This window comes from Nonomuraea maheshkhaliensis, from assembly GCF_039529435.1.
Lineage (GTDB): Bacteria > Actinomycetota > Actinomycetes > Streptosporangiales > Streptosporangiaceae > Nonomuraea > Nonomuraea maheshkhaliensis.
On sequence record NZ_BAAAMU010000010.1, the window covers coordinates 73,437 to 88,584 of the forward strand.

A 15,148-nucleotide genomic window follows, 5' to 3' on the forward strand; every position below is an offset into this window, starting at 1 on the left:
GTGCCATTAACGTGCCATTAGCCCTTGGCGATCTGCTCTTGTTCGGCCTGCACGCGAGCGCTGAGGGAGTCGGCGATTCGCTAGATCGGGCGTCGCTAGGATGCCCCTACTCGGCGATCTTCAGGCGGGCCACTATGTATGTGATCTATCGATCGTGGAATCAAGGGATATTGGGCAAGTCGGTACGGCATGTGGCCGAGCCAACGGTGCTGGACTGGGTCCGCAATGTTTGGAGTGATGCTTGCGCCCAAGACCCCTATGACTGGCTCACACGCGAGCTGGGCACGACCGCCTATGGGCTGGACCGGCTTTTCTCGGAGGGGGGCCCAGCTCCGCAAACCATGCAGGAACTGCGAACTCTGGCCAGAACGCGGCTCCCGGAGTCCTACCAGTGCAACGTCGACGAGCACAGCGTGCGCGTTCTCGCCAACGGACTGGACTACGACGTGGCCTACTATCTCGTGGACGATGCCGCCGTCGCTGCCAATCTCGAGCGGTGGTCTTTCGCCGTACACGACGGGCCGCTACCCGAGGCCGCCGGCCCTCCTCTGAGCACCACGGCGTTCACGGCGCCGCTACAGGTCACCGATTTGACCGACCACCCGCCTTCGGGGGAAGGGACCGTGTACGCCGTCCTGCTCACCTGCAAGGCGAAGCATGACAGCATCGGCTGGAATCCCACTCATGCGTTACCCGGCGTACGACTCCCACAGTTCGGCGTCGCGCTACGCGACCTCGACACCTCCACCGACGAATGGCCCCTGGAACTGGAGGTGCTGCGCGCACTGGTCGCACCCGACGAGGATGGCATCGCCGCTGCGCTGGAGCGCTGCAACCGCTGGCCCGAGTACAGGTGGCTTTCAGGGGAGCAGCCTCACCCGCCTCGCTCCCATATAGAAGCGCTGCGTCTACTGGACACCATCCCACCCGAACGAGAGCGTCATCGCGAACGCACCGTCATCCAGGTGGGCGAGCATGTGGCCCAGATGTTCATCCACGACGGTTATGACGACTTCGAGCAGTGGTTCCTTTTCGACGATCGATGGACCGGCACCCATCCTGATCTGGCCGCGTCACTGATCTGGTTCGCCTACCACTGGGATCCGCTCTGCTCACGCCGCCACATGTACCTCACCCCATGCTCCGACAACCGGATCCGGTATGTCGCCGTGGTCGGCGAAGATGGTCAGGTGCAGGTACGAGAGGCTGAGTTTCAGGACGAGCCGCGGGTGTGGGATCTTCGCCGATGGTCCTATGAGAAGCGACCATCGGGCGGTGTGACCGCCGGAGAAGTCCTCGGCACCGTGGAGATTCAGTTCCAGCAGCCGTCACTTGATTTGTGCAAGTTCACCGACTTCCGGATCACCCGCACCCGTCACGGACAGGCCGTCGCCGCGATGCTCGCCCGCCGTATTCGCCACGACCTGCAAGACGCCGGCATTACCCGCGCCACCGGCTGGCTCCCTGAGGAATACCTGTATCCGCACAGCCGCCGTTTCCTGCGCACGCTCGGCGAGATCCACGAGCCCGCTGACGGGCCCAGCGTCCTGTTCATCCAGTAACCACAACTCGTTGTGGTTACTGGCAGAGAAATTGGCCCCTTCAGATCGATGCACCCGTTTGGACGGCCCCGACAAGCCAACCAGAAGCTCACATCCGGGCTCTGCGTGACAACCGGCAGAGACGATCACAAACGTCAGCGGACGTTCTCACACTGTCAGCGCAGGTCACAGGCTATGCGTGGCCACCGGGAACTGGAGTTCGATTTGCTTTGCAAGTAGGACGGGTGGGATCAGAGTCCGAGCGGGTGTGTAGAGAGCCAGTCGGCGTGCCTGTTCTTCAGGGCGTCTCGTTCTTGCGGGCTGGGCAGGATGACGTCGGCGCCGCCGTCGTAGGGGAGGTAGAGGCGTCGCAAGTCGGTGTCCATGATGATGACGCCGGCGCACTCGTCATCGGCGACCGCCCGCAGCAGGGGGTCCAGGATTCGTGGCTTCCAGAGCTGCTCGCTGACGTGTAGGTGCATGGTTCCGCCGGGATCGGCGTCGTCGTCCTCGCGGAGCCTCGTCCATGGGCGTGAGCCGGGATTGAGGGCGTGCGGATCGGTGGGGGACCACACCTCGATGCCTTCGTCGGGAACGAAGCTCATGGTCACGATTTAGACGGGGTGGCTGGCGCACAGTTCGGTGAGCACGGTGTTGTAGCGGTCGAGCAGGATCTGGTATTCGGCGGCGGTGTCGGCGTACCGCTTGGGTTCCGGCAGGCTGTGAAAGCGTACCCAGCGGTCCCGATCGCCGTGAAGCTGGTGAGCGATTGGGGGACTGTCCGGCCAGTGCGACCACCACAATGCCGACAGCTCGGGTAAGTCGGGGCTCGGGAGTTCTTGGAAAGGCACTCGCCCAGGGTAAAGGTTGATCACCTTGTGGCACGATCTTGCTAACGCTGGCGCTAACAGCTGTTCTGGACGATCATGGATGGCTGCGGATCGCCGGTCCTCCGATGCGGGGAGCGACCAGGGGACCGCGAGAGTCATGGACAGCTGTGGACAACCTCGAAGTCTCTTGTAAACAGAAGGTCAGGGGTTCGATTCCCCTCGTCGGCTCCGCAATCAAAGGGCCCCTGAACAGGCGTTACGCCGTCAGGGGCCTACTGATTTCCGATCTTCGACCGGTGTCTTCGGCGTCTTTGGGAGCCACCTTGGGAGCCACCGGGGGCTGTTTCCCCAGGAGAGCGCCGGAGATGGCTTCGGTCGCGGCGCGGCGGTCGCCCTCCAGGAGGTGCCCGTAGACGTCTTTGGTGATCGCGATGCTGGCATGGCCGAGGACCTCGGACACGACGTGCAGCGGGTTGCCCTGGGCGAGCATGAGCGACGCGCCTGAGTGGCGAAGCTCATGCGGGTGCCAATGGCCGAGGCCCGTCTTCTTGGCCAGCCGGGAGAACAGGTGCGAGAAGGTGTCCGGGTCAGACGGATTGCCGAAAGCCGTCGGGAACATCAGGCCGTGCTCCGTCCAGTCCGCGCCGGCCTTGAGTCGCTCCTTGTTGTGGACGGCTTTGTGGTGCTTGATCGCCTCGATCAGTTCGGGCGTCAGGCATAGGACGCGACGTGAACGCCTCGTCTTGAGTTCGCTGATCACGATGCGGGTCTTGTTGATGCCGTCTGGGTCACGGTTCTTGAGGCGCTTGACGGAGTGGGTGACTCGAAGCGTGCGTGCGTCCGGATCGAAGGCGTTCCACATGAGCCCGAGCACCTCGCCACGACGTAGGCCGAAGACGAGGGCCAGGAGGACGAGGACGCCCATACGGTGATCGGCCACGCCTGGCGCCATGCAGAGATCCACCCCCTTCAATTGGCCGCTCCTGCCTCCATTCGTTGTCCTCGTAGTCGTCCAAGGTCCCATCCGAGATGTGGCCCGGCAGGTGGAGCAGCCAGCGATCGAGGAACGCGGCGACCGTCAGCCGGTCGTCTGGGACGGGAGCACCTTTGGCAAGGGTCTCCTTGAGCTTGCGAACCTTCTCGACGACTTCGGCGCGGGTCTTACCGGAGACCTTCTTGGGGGTGCGCTTCCCGTCCGGGCCGTAGCCGAGGGAGACCGCACCACGCCAGCGGTCGCCGTCCTTGTAGATCGAGTCCTCGTTCTGGCCGCGCTTCTTGGTGCTCATGCTGCTTCCTGTTCAAGTTGGGTCACGAACTCGGTGAGTGAGGTTGCCGGAATGCGACGGAGGGTGCCGATGCGAACGGACCTGAGCGCGCCGGAGCGGATCAGTTCGTAGATCTTGGTCCGGCCGATGCCGAGGTAGTCGGCCGCCTCTTCGGGCCGGAGGAGGAGAGGAGCGATGTTCGCGGTCATGCGGCCCTCCCTGTGGACTCGGTTGCCGAAAGATCTTGTCCGGCTGCTCTGGCCTCCAGGTCTCGGAGGTGGGCTCGCCAGCGTTGGCGTTCGTGGACGGTACGGAGCAGCCGGACGGCCAGCGGTGGCACGTTGGCGTCTCCGGCCGGGGCGGGTTTCCACATGTAGCGGTGTGGGTCGGTGGGCTGGTCGGTCTGGCCGAGAGCTTCCAGGACCCAGGTGCGGCGGTCCTGCTTGTGTTCGGCGAGGGTCTTGTTGGACCACTTGCGGGAGACGAGGACGCGGCGTCCGGCGTAGCCGAGGTGTTCGGGCTTGTGGGCCTTGGAGCGGCAGCGGCCCGGAGCCATCCCGGGCTTGGCTCCTTTGGGCTGGATGCCGTAGCGGAGCCAGTTCGGGCAGGCGGGTGAGCAGGGCTCGTAGCGCAGCGCGTCCAGCATGCGGGCGGCGTGCTGTTGCTGGGCCTGCCCTGCGTCGAGGGCGTCGCCGAGGCTCTTGGTCAGGTACTTGGACAGATACCGGATGCACTGGTCGGCATCCGGGGTTCCGGCGAGTACGCCTTGCACGTCGACCTGTTCGCCGAAGCGGATGACGTGGAGTGGTTCGGCCTCCTCATCGAGCGTGTCGAGGGCTTGGTCCCAGGTGGGCAGGACTTCGCCGGTAATCGGGTCGAGGTAGCCGGCCTCCTCGTCCCACACTGGTAGATGATCGCCGTCGAAGCGCACTTCGTCGGCTTGTGGCCACCAGACCTGGTGGTAGGTGGCGGCGGCGATCTGCTTGATCTCCGCTCGTGGGAGCGTTCCACGGATGGCCATGTGCAGGTGCGGGGCGAGCCGCTTCTGAGGCTCCACGCTCGCGAAGTACTGCACGTCATAGCCCGCGACACGGCGCAGGTTCTGTACGAACCGGTCCACCAGCTTGGAGAAGTGCAGCGCATCGCGAGCCGCCCGCGCGTAGTCGTAGGTGTCCGGATCGACGGGAATGCCGTCGCGTACCTTGCCGTACGAGGGCAAGGTGAGCGTGACGAACAGGGACGGCCGGTAGACCTTGCCGTCCGTGCCGTGGAAGGTGCGTCCCAGGGTGGTGTGGATCATCTTGCGCTTGGGCGGATTCGGCGCGTCCTGCCGCCTCTTGGTGGAGCGGGAGCGCTTGGCGGTGGTGCGGCCGAGGACATTGCCGCGCATCCCGGCGGCGTTGATCTCCTCGTCCAGGCCGGTGATGATCGCGTCGAGTTCGGTGGTGTCGTCGCCGGCCTTCTCGGCGGTCTCACGCTGAGCTTGGTAGTCGGCGCGGAACTCCACGAGCCAGCGTTGTTCCTCGTTCGGCTCGTCCGGTGTGATGGTGGGTTCGGTATCGAGGTGCCAGCCTTCGCGGCATTGGGCCTTGCGGAGTTGCTTGTTGCGCTTGGCACACGGAGGGCACTTGCTGTCGAGGGTGGCCCCGCACGGGACGTCGAGCTGGACCAGCTCCCCATCAACGAACGCAAAGCCGCCCTCCTCCTCGACACCGCCCGCGCCTTCCTCATGTGGAACCACCACGACAAAGCCCTGAACATCCTGCGCGCCGCAGGCGAGATCGCCCCCGAGGAGATCACCGGCCGCCCCGCGGCCCTCCGGCTGGTACGTGACATCCTGGCAACCGCCCCGATCTGCGTCCGCCGTGAAGCCCGCGAATACGCGGCAACCCTGGGAGTCATCGCGTGACCCAACCCGGCAAAGTCCTCTACATCATCGTCTGCGCCGCAGGACCAGCCCCCCAAGTCGGCCGCCTCGTCACCCTCGCCCAAGACGCCGGCTGGACCGTCCAGATCATCGCCACCCCATCAGCACTCGACTTCATCGACGCCGCCGAGCTGGAGAAACAGACCGGCCGTCCCGTCCGCAGCCAGTACCGCAAACCCGATGAACCCTTCCGCGTCAGAGTTCATGAACCAGTTCCGGTCTGAAACACCTATCAGCCGCGGGTAGTTTGATCATTCCGTGGAAGAGGTTGGAGCAGGTGGCAGGACCACATAAGGAACCCAGGCCGTCCCAGGCGCAGGCGAGCCAGGCGGGTAAGCGTACGCGGCTGGCCCGATCAGCCAAGCCTGGAAGTACCAGAAGCTGTCGGTGGAACAGTAGCCATCGAGGATCAGGTCGGCGGCTTCCCACATTTCGTACGTGTCGGATCGTCGTCGTATCTGGTTGAGAAGGACTTGGAAGTCGACGATCCGGGCCAGCGGGCTCCGCGCGAGGTGGAAGGCGAGCCACTGCAGGCGTTCATCAGGATCGCTGGTCACTTCCTGGGACCGCCGAATGAAGAGCCAGAACTCGTCAGCGTTCATGACGCTGCATGGTGCCAGGCTCGACTGACAATGCCGCGACGCGAAGACCTCGATCGCGTGCCAGATCCGTGCCAGAACAGTCGGACAGTCGCGGTCTCTCTCACGGTCACTCACGGGCAGGCGATCCGTGCTGACCTGCACCCCGTTTTCCCAGATCAGCACGGAAAGATCAGCAGCCGGTTCCCAAGCTGACAGCGCATTAAGCCGGGTAGTCGGTGTTCCACGGATAGGCGAGGCGCTCGGACGGAACACTCCATGTCTGCAGTCGCCTCACGAGTTCTGCCTCATCCCGAGCCAATGCCTGCTTGATCTCGCTGCTCCCTGTGTCGTAATCCCAGCCATCGAGGTGCTCGGTGACGAACTCACGATGTGCAAGCTGGAAGGCACGCCCCGCGTCGCTTCGTGTCCACCCCTCTCGCTGGGCGGCGGCATCAGCCTCTGTAAGGATCGGGCGAATCTCGACCCACGCCCGACAACCCGGCCGACTCGCCTTTACCTCAGCGACAAGAAGGCGGCCGAGCCGGAGCGCATTCAACTTGTCTAGGGGAAGCGTCTCGCCAAGGTCATCGGTCATCGAGCACCCTCCAGGCACATTGCCAGCACGCCTCGATCCTGTCGCGTCTGCGGAGATGTCCTCCCCGCCTCCTGGGAGCCACCCGAGTGGACGATCATGAACTGAGGCGAACGTATCTGAACACCCGTACGTCTGGCGACCGGCGTGGCGAACGGGTCCGAACTATCGCGAAGATCGTTTGGGGACCTTGTAAACAGAAGGTCAGGGGTTCGATTCCCCTCGTCGGCTCTGCACCAGAAGGCCCCTGAACCGCGCTCAGGGGCCTTTCGGCTTTCGGCGGGGAAACGCATGGCATCGCGGGGGAGCGCTACGCGCACGTGGACTCAGGCCGTGGCACCGGGGGCGCGCCCCCAACCCCAGCCAGATCCCGCTGGCGCCCCTTAGTACCTCCAGACGGGAGGGTAAGTGCGCTTACTTCCTACGCGCCTGCCCGTTCGGCCAGTTCCCACAGCTCGAATGACGCCGAGTCCTGCATCGACAGCAGGTCGGAAACGAGTTGCCGCGCGACCCGGCGGGTATGGATGTGGTCCGGTGTGATGCTCTCGGCTTCCAGCAGCCGAGCCACCGCTTCGTCCACCTGGCGAAGCTGCGCGTGTGCCCGGGCGAGTTCCGCTGCCGGCCGCACCCGCCGTTCGGCCGACAACGTCGAGGTGTCCAGCGCGTTCCCGGCCCACAGCGCCTGCCCGGCTCACCGACCTCCACCGCCACCTCATCTGGACACGTCCGGGTGATCGGTCGCGTTCATGGCGCCCGCCCCGCCCGGTTCGACCACGACAAATGGCAATCCCAGAATCACGTCATCCTGCGATCCACGTCGAACGGGATGGCCTCGATGCGTTCGATGTGTTCCTCGCCCCACTCTCCGAGCGGCGCCATGGCGGTGTTGAGTGAATGACCGAACTCGGTGAGCGAGTACTCCACCTTCGGCGGAACCTGATGATAGACCTCACGATGCAGCAGTCCGGTGGTCTCCATCTCCCGCAACTGCAAGATCAGCACCCGCTCGCTGATGCCGGGGACCGCGCGCCGCAACTCCCCGAAGCGCAGGGGACCATCCTGGAGCGCGAACAGGATCAGTCCCTTCCATTTGCCTCCCATGACGGCGATGGCTGCGTCGAGACCGCAGGTGAACGTCCGTTTCTTCGTCTCCTTCACCGACCCATACTCACACTTATGTCAGTACCCGACAAAAAAGTAGGTACTTGAGAGAATGTAGGTGCTCCAGCCAGCATGAAGCAGGCCCGCGCCAAGACCACGACGGTCTCCAAGGCAGCGCTCTCGCCTCCTTACCTCTGCGACTGGAGTATGCATATGACTGCGAAGAACATGACACCGGTGACCGTCATCGGTCTGGGCTCGATGGGCACGGCACTGGCCGAGGCTTTCATCAAGGCCGGACACCCGACCACTGTCTGGAACAGGACCTCCGCCAAAGCCGCGCCCCTCATCGCCAAGGGAGCCAGGCATGCGGAGGCCATCGAGGACGCGGTGGCGATAAGTCCCCTGGTCATCACCTGTCTGACCACCTTTGATGACACCCGGCTGGCACTGCAGCCGGCCGGCGCGCCGCTGCGTGGGCGGGCCCTGGTCACCCTCAACAGCGGTTCCCCGGCCGGCGCCCGCGAGACGGCGGCCTGGGCCATCGAGCACGGCGCCCGGTTCCTGGCCGGAGCGGTCAAGAACGTGCCCTCGGCCGTGGGAGCGCCGGACACCCTGCTGTACTACAGCGGCGACAAGACGGTCTTCGAGGAGTTCGAGACGGTCCTGGAGGTGCTGGGCGGCGACACCGTCCACCTCGGCGACGAAAGCGACCTCGCCGCCCTGTACGAGATGGCGGTGGGTGCCATGCTGCTGCCGGCACTCGTCGGCTTCTTCCAGGGCGCCGCCGCCATCCAGGCGCGTGGATTGGAGGTGCACACGATGGTGCGCTTCGCCGGCAAGTGGCTGGACATGATCAAGTCCCTGATGCCGATCTACGCCAAGGAGATCGACAGCGGCGACTATGCCGACGCCGCCTCCTCCGTGAACCTTTTCTTGGCGGGGGCGGCCCACGACGAGGACCTGGCCAAGGAGACGAACGTCGACACGGCCTGGCTCGCCCCGCTTCATGACCTGGTGAGGCGGGCAGCCGAGGCAGGCTACGGCGATCAGAGCATCTCGGCCCTCACCGAGGTGCTCAGAAAGCCGGTGCGACAGCCATAAGCCGGACGGTTCCAAACCCGGATAAAGCGTCCATCGGGGCCGCACCTGACGGACTCGCCGGACCGGCTCAACTCATCGGTAGGAGTCGATAAGCCGTGCGAGGGTGTCTGCCGGCGATCTCCAGCGATGCCTCGCTCTGGGATACCTGCGCCGACAGCTCCGCGCCCGTTTTCGTGAGGTGCAGCTCGTCCTCTGGGATCGGCTCCAGATAGCGCTTGTCGTCGATGCGCACACGGGCGCAGCGGGCTGCGGACAGCACCATGCCGTCGCCGTGGGTGCCTGCGAGCTCCCCTTCGGCCGGCCGCACGCGACGGAGTACATCGCGAAACGGGACCAGTCCACCGGTCGCCGGGCACCTCGTTCGGGTGCGCGTATCGTGGCGGCGACCGCCCCCGGGAATGAGATCAAAGCAGGGTAGCCGATTTCATGGAACTTGCGAGTCTGGCGACCAAGCGTCTGATCGACGTAGTAGTCGCCCAGTTCGTGCATGGAACCAACGCCCCTGAAGTCATCGAGGTGCGGCTTCGCTTGGAGTCAGTGATCATTGGCGTTGAAGTCGCCGCCGATTGGTCGTTCCGGATCGAGCCAGGCGAACCAGGGCAGAGCTACGTGATGGAAGAGCTGGGCAGCCGCGTCGATGTGGTCTCCGCCCCGGATGGCGTTCCCTTCGTGCGGCACATCGGTGAACGACTCGTCCGTGTTGTCGAGCGGTTCGGCGGCGGAGTGGACGGCACCGAGCGGGTGGGAACTGAGTTCGTGTTCGATTCGGGGACTGTGGTTGCGGAGAGTTGGGCCGGCGACCTTCGGATGACCAGCGGCTGACTCATGATGAGGAAGGTCCAGCTTGTGTTCATGCGGCTCGATTGCTCTACGGTGCAAGGGGCGATTCGGTGCTAGGGACGCATTCCTTCGGTGTGCAGCAGCGCCTATGGCAACGCCGTCTTACCGGCCACATGCCGACTGTTCACGTTCACTGCCTGAGCGGCCAGCAGCGTATGGACGGGCTTTCTGCCCTGCCCATGTAAACGAAGGTCAGGAGTTCGACTCCCAGGGCTGACAAGACCCCGGACGGCTACCTCACGGGCCCACCTGCGCGCCTCGGTGATCTGGCTCAAGGACCTCACGACAACCGCTTCTTGATCACGACTCGACACGGGGTCTTAGGGGACGCTGCGGAGGATTCGGGCCGCGGTGACGGCGCCGTCCTGCAGGCCTCGATCGGCGAGCATCTCGCCGTACTCGCCGTTCTTGATCAGGGTGTTGAGCGCTTTCACGATCGCGTCGCGTAGCGCGGGTTTGGCGCTGTCGACGGCCATGACAAGGGGGACGTCCTCGGTCAGATCGGCTTTCGAGAGATGGAGCTCGCCCTTGGAGTCCCGCGCGCGGTCGACGGCCCAGGGAAGGCTGGTGACATATGCGTCCAGCCTGCCGTTTCTCCTGGCCGGCTTGATGGGATTCGGGCCGCACTTTTCGTAACTCGTCTTCTCCACCAGGTCCTCATAGCTGCCCATCGAGAGGCTCAAGCCACAGAGGTCGGCTTTGGAACGGATGCGCTGAGCGGTCTTCCACGTCGCGTAGACCGCGAATCCGATGTCGAAGTAGTGGATGAGGGCGAGTTTCTCGGCTTGCCCGGCGGAAAATGTGCCCGTGCTCGGCAGGGCCACATCGAACTGTTCGGTCTCCAGCACTCCGTCGATCATCTGGCTTGGCGTCGAGACTCTTTCGACCTCTACCTTCAGGCCGAGCCGGTCACTGATGGCGAGGGCCAGGTCCGGGTCGAGGCCGCGTGGGTTGGCGCCGTTGGAACCGTCGTCAGCGGAATAGATGCCCGGCTGGTCGACGGCGGTGCCATCGTATACAGCGACTTTGAGGGTGCCGGGTTTCAGGAGGCCGAGCTTGTTCTGGGCAGTGGGTTTGTGATCGCCGGTCGATGCCTTCTGCGAATCGTTCACGAAGTAGATCGTGGTCGCGATCAGCGCCGTGGTCAGGGCTGCGGCTCCGGCGGCGAGCCAGGCGCGCTTACGGCGGGGAGGTGTGGGCGGGGGGTGAGCTTCCGGTTTCGTGATGGCGAGTGGCGTGGGCCGGTCCGGTTCAGGTAGTAGGCGGGTCCGGGCCGTGCTGCCGTCCGCAATGGGGGCCAGCATCGCGTCGAGCCGCTCGGCCGTGGGCCGTGCCGCCGGATCGGCTACGAGGAGCTCTCGCAGTACGGGGGCCAGAGCGCCGGCCTGGACCGGCGGTGGCACCACGCCGTCGATGACCGCCGCCATGGTGGCCAGTGCGGTCGGCCGGCGCATCGGGCTGTGGCCCTCCACGCAGACGTACAGCATGATGCCCAGCGACCACAGATCCGAGGCGGGGACGTCGTCGCTGCCTCGGATGCGTTCTGGGGCGAGATACTCGGGCGTGCCGATGAGCTCGCCGGTCGCGGTCAGCGGCACGGACCGGGCCGCGGTGTCGGCGGAGCCGGTTCGCTGGAGGGCGGCGATGCCGAAGTCGGTGAGGACCGCGCTGCCGTCAGGGCGCAGCAGCACGTTGGCGGGCTTCACGTCGCGATGGCAGATGCCTGCGGCGTGCGCGGTACGCAGCGCGGAAAGGACCTGGCGGCCGATGCGGGCGGCCTCCTGTGGCTCCAGCCGCGTCCTTTTCTCCAGCCGGTCCGCCAGGCTGCCGCCGGGCACCAGTTCCATCACCAGCCAGGGGTAGGAACCCGTACCCTCCTCGACGATGTGATGGATGGTCACCACGTGCGGGTCGCTGATGCGCGCCAGCGCGCGGGCCTCCCGAAGCACTCGCTCCCGCAACACCCGGAAAGCCTCCGCGTCCTGGACGGGCTCAGGAGCCAGGGGGCTGACCTGCTTGACCGCGACCTCGCGATGCAGCGCCAGGTCACGCGCGCGCCACACGGTGCCCATCCCGCCGCTGCCCAGCCGCTCCACCAGTTCGAAGCGTCCGTCAAGGACTTGCCCGCCAACGCCATCGATCACATTCGCAGGCTAACGCTTCTTGATGTTGTCGGCGGCGAGTGAGAATTTCTCGTGCGCGTAGCAGAGCAGGAGAAGGAAGCCGTGACTTGTCGGTGGATCTTGGCGTTCGTGAGCTCGTCGGCGCTTGCCGGTGGAAGTCTGGTCCGGGTGGCTGCCAGGAGGCTCGGTATACGCGGATGATCTTCCTATCTTTCATGCTGGTGGCCTGACGTCGCGGTCGGTACCGTGCCCGGGTGCTCACTCTTCGGATGAACGAGGCGGCGGCATCCGCGCATCGACCGCTGGCAAGCGTCGATCCGCCGCCCGCCGTTCCCAGCCTGAGCCAGGGTCTCCGTGACAAGTTCGCCCGGGGGCTCACCTACGACGAGGGTGCCTGGATATTCACCGAGCACGTCGGCCAATGGGTGGGCGCGCCGGCTTCCCCTTCAGCGGCGATCGCCAAGATGGGCTGGCAGGATCTGTCCGGCTACGAGTGGAACGTCAACGCCTTCCACCTGGAGGACTACGCGCCGATACGGGTGGAGAACCTCGATGGACAGCCTCAGATCAGTCGCGAAGATTAGGTCCTGGTGCTCCGGCTCGGCCTTGTCGTGGCCGACAGCGTGTTCGCTCTCATCCGAGCATCGCCGGAGCCGGTGCCCGTCCGATGCGTCATCAGCGCGAACGACTCCTGTGTCGTGTTCCGCTTCCACCAGATCCGCCCCGGGGATGAGTGGATCGACGGGACTCTGAGGAGCGACCCAGAGATGGTTGTCGTTGCCGACCGCCATCCATGAGTGTGCTCGCTACGTGTTGCAGGTGAGTTCTCCTGCGGGCCACTGCCACCGAGTACAGGCCGGTAGAGGAAGTGGCGTCCATCTGGATTCAGGAGCCACCAAGGCCCTTTCCCGCGATTGGGAGAGGGCCTTTCGAACTGCAACTGGGATTAATCAACTGAAGGGGTCCTGCCCGTCGCGGCCTGAGGGGTTCATGGTGAGCAGGCTCTCATGAAGGCTCTGCAGGGCTCTGCCGGTGAGTTCGCCTGACGGCGTGGTTTGCATGAGGCGCCGGCCAGGCGTGTCTGCGGGCGCCTCGTGATCGCGGTCGTAGGCGGTAAAGCTGTGGAGGAGGGCGAACGCTGTTTCACAGGCGACAACCTGGGTGAGCCGAGCGAGGTCCGCCCGGCTTGGCTGTGAGACCCTCCGGGCAGGCACCGCACAGCCGGTGCTCGTGAGAGTCGAGGAGCTCAGCGTGTTGCTCGCCATGATCCTCTGGTACGCGATACCGGTCATTGTCGTGGGTGCGTCGCTCTTTGTGTGGTCACCCAGCCCGCGACGCAAGGTTGTCTACTTGTCGCTCGCCCTCGTCGCCTTGGTCGTGACGCTCGTGATTGCCCGGGTGGTGGATCGGGAGGGGTGGGGAGTCTGGCTCTTCTTCGTCCTTCCCGCTGCGCTGGTCACAGGGGTCCGGTTGATCGTCACAGGGGTGACAGCTGAGAGCCCGGCGGATTGATGGGGAGGCAGCGCTGCGTAGCCGATTGGGGCGGCTCAGCGATGATGGAGGCCGTTACGCAGAGTCGTTCGGGGAGATCTGGGTCACTGCGTCAAGGTGAACGCCCTGCTCGCCGACAGTGATCACGTGAGCTTCGAAGTATGAGTATCTAGATCCCGCAACCAGATCCGTTCACCTGCCGCTGGAGATCGGCAGGCCTGTCGGCGCGGGGCCGCAGTGGGCAGCCGCGGGAATCGATCGCTTTTGCCTGCGCAGTCGGCCCATGTACGAACGGCCCGCATACAGCGGTGTGATGATCGTGACGGGCAGGGTGGTGGTGGGATACTCGCCGGGTGCCGCTCTACATTCCTCGCGCGGAGCTCGGTTATCTCGATGGTGCCGTTCCGGTGCTGGTTGTCGACTCGCATGGCCCGGTGGATGACTGGGCGGAGCTGGCCGTTGATGAGAAGGCCCGGGGCGGGTTTGTGCCTGCGGTTCAGCGGGAGTTGTCGGAACGGCGGCGTTCATGACGGCTTGGCTCGGCTGAGGGGTGGGCGGTGGGTCCAGGTGGCCCAGCGCCAGAGCCACTCGATCGGGCCCTGGCGGTAGCGGCGCAGCCAAAGGGTGCAGAACAGCCATTGGGTCGTGAGGATGGCTGCCGCGGTCCAGTACGCCGTCGTCAATGACTGTCCGATCGGCAGGCCCAGGATGTGACCGGCCGCCAGCACGAGGAGTGTGGAGGTCAGGTAATTGGTCAGCGCCATCTGGCCCAGTGGTGCGAAGAGGAAGCGCAGCGCCGGTCGTAGCGGTGTTCTGAGCAGGATCAGCACGACGCATACGTACACGCCGACGAGCAGCAGGTCGGCGAGGCTGGACACGGAGGGCAGGTACGTCGTGGCACTCACGGCCCGCATGCCGGCCTGGACCCACAGGGCAGAGGCCAGTCCTGCGGCGAAGAGGAGGCCCAGCAGGATCGGGCCTCGGGTGGACCGTTCGATGCGCTCGATCACCCCGTAGCGGACCAGTGCGGAGCCCAGCAGGAACAGCCCGGCGATCAGCAGGGGGCCGCCGCCGCCGAAGATCAGCGCCGCCGGGATGAGTGCGGCGGCGAGGCAGGCCATGGCCCACCGTGGCAGCCAGGTCGAGGGCAGCAGTACCAGCATGCCGACGACGGCGTAGTCGGTCAGGATTTCGCCTGGCCAGAGCAGCATGTGGACGAGGCCGACCGCGAGCAGCGCCCCGAGTCGGCGTAGCAGGACCAGCCGGGGTCGGGGGACGCGGCGCGTGGCGGAGTCCAGCAGCAGTGCGAAGCCGATGCCGAACAGCAGGGAGAAGATCGGCAGTCCGAGCCAGGGGTCCCAGTCGCCCATGGGCTGTACGACGACGGCGGAGGTGCCGGTGGCCATGAGCTGGATGTTGGCGAGCAGGATCTCGCACAGCGCGAATCCACGCAGTACGTCGAGCGCGATGATTCGAGGTCGGCTGGAGGAGGGTGTGGTGGTCCGGGGCCGGCCGGACGCGCGTGCGGGGGTCTGAGGCGGATCGGAGGAGACGGTGGGCCGGTTGTGGGGGAGGCGGTGGCCGGCCGGCTCCTCGGGAGGTGATTCCCAGGGGAGTTCTTCGTGTGGCATGGGGCCTTATCTTGCGAGGTCACCCTGGTGGACGGCACCGGTCGAAAGCAGGGTCCGCTGCGCCCGCGACAATACTTTCGGCCGGTTCAGCCGGCGAGGGCGGAGCCTGGCTCACAATGATC

18 protein-coding genes and 1 pseudogene are annotated in these 15,148 nt (G+C 65.3%); 8 read left to right on the plus strand and 11 right to left on the minus strand.

The features are described from left to right. Positions 1-134: 134 nt before the first annotated feature. Positions 135-1,562: a hypothetical protein gene (locus ABFX54_RS09355; protein WP_346103213.1), complete on the plus strand. Its 1,428-nt coding sequence runs from the start codon at positions 135-137 to the stop codon at positions 1,560-1,562. A 230-nt stretch (positions 1,563-1,792) separates the two neighbouring features. On the opposite strand, the pseudogene ABFX54_RS56880 reads toward ABFX54_RS09355, so the two are convergent. The 4 genes and pseudogenes from ABFX54_RS56880 to ABFX54_RS09380 all read right to left on the minus strand — a co-directional run bounded on the left by ABFX54_RS56880 (position 1,793) and on the right by ABFX54_RS09380 (position 5,380). Beyond that, positions 1,793-2,530 (minus strand): annotated as a pseudogene (locus ABFX54_RS56880) (DUF3885 domain-containing protein). A 97-nt stretch (positions 2,531-2,627) separates the two neighbouring features. Further along, positions 2,628-3,335, minus strand: a complete 708-nt coding sequence (locus ABFX54_RS09370) for a site-specific integrase (protein ID WP_346103369.1) — start codon at positions 3,333-3,335, stop codon at positions 2,628-2,630. Positions 3,336-3,653: 318 nt separating this feature from the next. After that, positions 3,654-3,845 (minus strand): helix-turn-helix domain-containing protein, encoded by a 192-nt coding sequence (locus ABFX54_RS09375; RefSeq protein ID WP_346103220.1) that lies wholly within the window; start codon positions 3,843-3,845, stop codon positions 3,654-3,656. Next, positions 3,842-5,380 (minus strand): replication initiator, encoded by a 1,539-nt coding sequence (locus ABFX54_RS09380; protein ID WP_346103222.1) that lies wholly within the window; start codon positions 5,378-5,380, stop codon positions 3,842-3,844. Before ABFX54_RS09380 ends, ABFX54_RS09375 begins: the two co-directional genes overlap by 4 nt. Here ABFX54_RS09380 and ABFX54_RS09385 point away from each other — a divergent pair. Both ABFX54_RS09385 and ABFX54_RS09390 read left to right on the plus strand, forming a co-directional pair. After that, complete coding sequence (locus tag ABFX54_RS09385) at positions 5,366-5,545, plus strand: hypothetical protein (RefSeq protein ID WP_346103224.1); 180 nt, start codon at positions 5,366-5,368, stop codon at positions 5,543-5,545. The genes ABFX54_RS09380 and ABFX54_RS09385 overlap by 15 nt on opposite strands. Beyond that, positions 5,542-5,787, plus strand: a complete 246-nt coding sequence (locus ABFX54_RS09390; protein ID WP_346103226.1) for an HFCD family protein — start codon at positions 5,542-5,544, stop codon at positions 5,785-5,787. Before ABFX54_RS09385 ends, ABFX54_RS09390 begins: the two co-directional genes overlap by 4 nt. Before the next feature lie 27 nt (positions 5,788-5,814). Here ABFX54_RS09390 and ABFX54_RS09395 read toward each other — a convergent pair whose 3' ends face one another. The 4 genes from ABFX54_RS09395 to ABFX54_RS09410 form a co-directional block, all read right to left on the minus strand. After that, the gene (locus tag ABFX54_RS09395) at positions 5,815-6,327 is read right to left on the minus strand and encodes a DUF4240 domain-containing protein (RefSeq protein ID WP_346103228.1); all 513 of its coding nucleotides are present in this window, start codon (positions 6,325-6,327) and stop codon (positions 5,815-5,817) included. Positions 6,328-6,364: 37 nt separating this feature from the next. Next, the gene (locus ABFX54_RS09400; protein WP_346103230.1) at positions 6,365-6,739 is read right to left on the minus strand and encodes a hypothetical protein; all 375 of its coding nucleotides are present in this window, start codon (positions 6,737-6,739) and stop codon (positions 6,365-6,367) included. A gap of 418 nt (positions 6,740-7,157) precedes the next feature. Then, positions 7,158-7,316 carry a hypothetical protein gene (locus ABFX54_RS09405; RefSeq protein WP_346103232.1) on the minus strand — a complete coding sequence of 53 codons (159 nt, stop codon included), beginning with the start codon at positions 7,314-7,316 and terminating at the stop codon, positions 7,158-7,160. 215 nt (positions 7,317-7,531) lie between these two features. Beyond that, entirely contained in the window at positions 7,532-7,894 is a 363-nt protein-coding gene (locus ABFX54_RS09410) for a winged helix-turn-helix transcriptional regulator (RefSeq protein WP_346103234.1), read from the minus strand. A gap of 156 nt (positions 7,895-8,050) precedes the next feature. Between ABFX54_RS09410 and ABFX54_RS09415 the strand changes: the two genes are divergently transcribed. After that, positions 8,051-8,941 carry an NAD(P)-dependent oxidoreductase gene (locus tag ABFX54_RS09415; protein ID WP_346103236.1) on the plus strand — a complete coding sequence of 297 codons (891 nt, stop codon included), beginning with the start codon at positions 8,051-8,053 and terminating at the stop codon, positions 8,939-8,941. Between the two features lie 67 nt (positions 8,942-9,008). On the opposite strand, the gene ABFX54_RS09420 is transcribed toward ABFX54_RS09415, so the two are convergent. Continuing rightward, positions 9,009-9,248, minus strand: a complete 240-nt coding sequence (locus ABFX54_RS09420; RefSeq protein WP_346103238.1) for a hypothetical protein — start codon at positions 9,246-9,248, stop codon at positions 9,009-9,011. Between the two features lie 119 nt (positions 9,249-9,367). Here ABFX54_RS09420 and ABFX54_RS09425 point away from each other — a divergent pair, with 119 nt between their 5' ends. After that, positions 9,368-9,763, plus strand: a complete 396-nt coding sequence (locus ABFX54_RS09425) for a hypothetical protein (RefSeq protein ID WP_346103240.1) — start codon at positions 9,368-9,370, stop codon at positions 9,761-9,763. Positions 9,764-10,101: 338 nt separating this feature from the next. Here ABFX54_RS09425 and ABFX54_RS09430 read toward each other — a convergent pair whose 3' ends face one another. Then, on the minus strand, positions 10,102-11,925 hold the full coding sequence (locus ABFX54_RS09430) for a serine/threonine-protein kinase (protein ID WP_346103242.1): 1,824 nt from the start codon (positions 11,923-11,925) through the stop codon (positions 10,102-10,104). Positions 11,926-12,173: 248 nt separating this feature from the next. On the opposite strand from ABFX54_RS09430, the gene ABFX54_RS09435 reads away from it, so the two are divergent. From ABFX54_RS09435 to ABFX54_RS09445, 3 genes are all read left to right on the plus strand, one after another. Next, the gene (locus tag ABFX54_RS09435; RefSeq protein ID WP_346103243.1) at positions 12,174-12,488 is read left to right on the plus strand and encodes a hypothetical protein; all 315 of its coding nucleotides are present in this window, start codon (positions 12,174-12,176) and stop codon (positions 12,486-12,488) included. 646 nt (positions 12,489-13,134) lie between these two features. Then, complete coding sequence (locus ABFX54_RS09440) at positions 13,135-13,416, plus strand: hypothetical protein (RefSeq protein WP_346103244.1); 282 nt, start codon at positions 13,135-13,137, stop codon at positions 13,414-13,416. Positions 13,417-13,748: 332 nt separating this feature from the next. Continuing rightward, complete coding sequence (locus tag ABFX54_RS09445) at positions 13,749-13,925, plus strand: hypothetical protein (RefSeq protein WP_346103245.1); 177 nt, start codon at positions 13,749-13,751, stop codon at positions 13,923-13,925. Here ABFX54_RS09445 and ABFX54_RS09450 read toward each other — a convergent pair. Then, positions 13,920-15,026, minus strand: coding sequence for a DUF418 domain-containing protein (locus ABFX54_RS09450; protein WP_346103247.1), 1,107 nt, complete (start codon positions 15,024-15,026; stop codon positions 13,920-13,922). The two genes, ABFX54_RS09445 and ABFX54_RS09450, sit on opposite strands and share 6 nt — an antisense overlap. Between the last annotated feature and the right edge of the window lie 122 nt (positions 15,027-15,148).

Bases quoted from the DNA above. Each gene is read 5' to 3' on its own strand.
- ABFX54_RS09355 (WP_346103213.1), top strand. From the start codon at position 135: ATGTATGTGATCTATCGATCGTGGAATCAAGGGATATTGGGCAAGTCG.
- ABFX54_RS09375 (WP_346103220.1), bottom strand. From the start codon at position 3,845: ATGACCGCGAACATCGCTCCTCTCCTCCTCCGGCCCGAAGAGGCGGCC.
- ABFX54_RS09385 (WP_346103224.1), top strand. From the start codon at position 5,366: ATGTGGAACCACCACGACAAAGCCCTGAACATCCTGCGCGCCGCAGGC.
- ABFX54_RS09400 (WP_346103230.1), bottom strand. From the start codon at position 6,739: ATGACCGATGACCTTGGCGAGACGCTTCCCCTAGACAAGTTGAATGCG.
- ABFX54_RS09415 (WP_346103236.1), top strand. From the start codon at position 8,051: ATGACTGCGAAGAACATGACACCGGTGACCGTCATCGGTCTGGGCTCG.
- ABFX54_RS09425 (WP_346103240.1), top strand. From the start codon at position 9,368: ATGGAACTTGCGAGTCTGGCGACCAAGCGTCTGATCGACGTAGTAGTC.
- ABFX54_RS09435 (WP_346103243.1), top strand. From the start codon at position 12,174: ATGAACGAGGCGGCGGCATCCGCGCATCGACCGCTGGCAAGCGTCGAT.
- ABFX54_RS09450 (WP_346103247.1), bottom strand. From the start codon at position 15,026: ATGCCACACGAAGAACTCCCCTGGGAATCACCTCCCGAGGAGCCGGCC.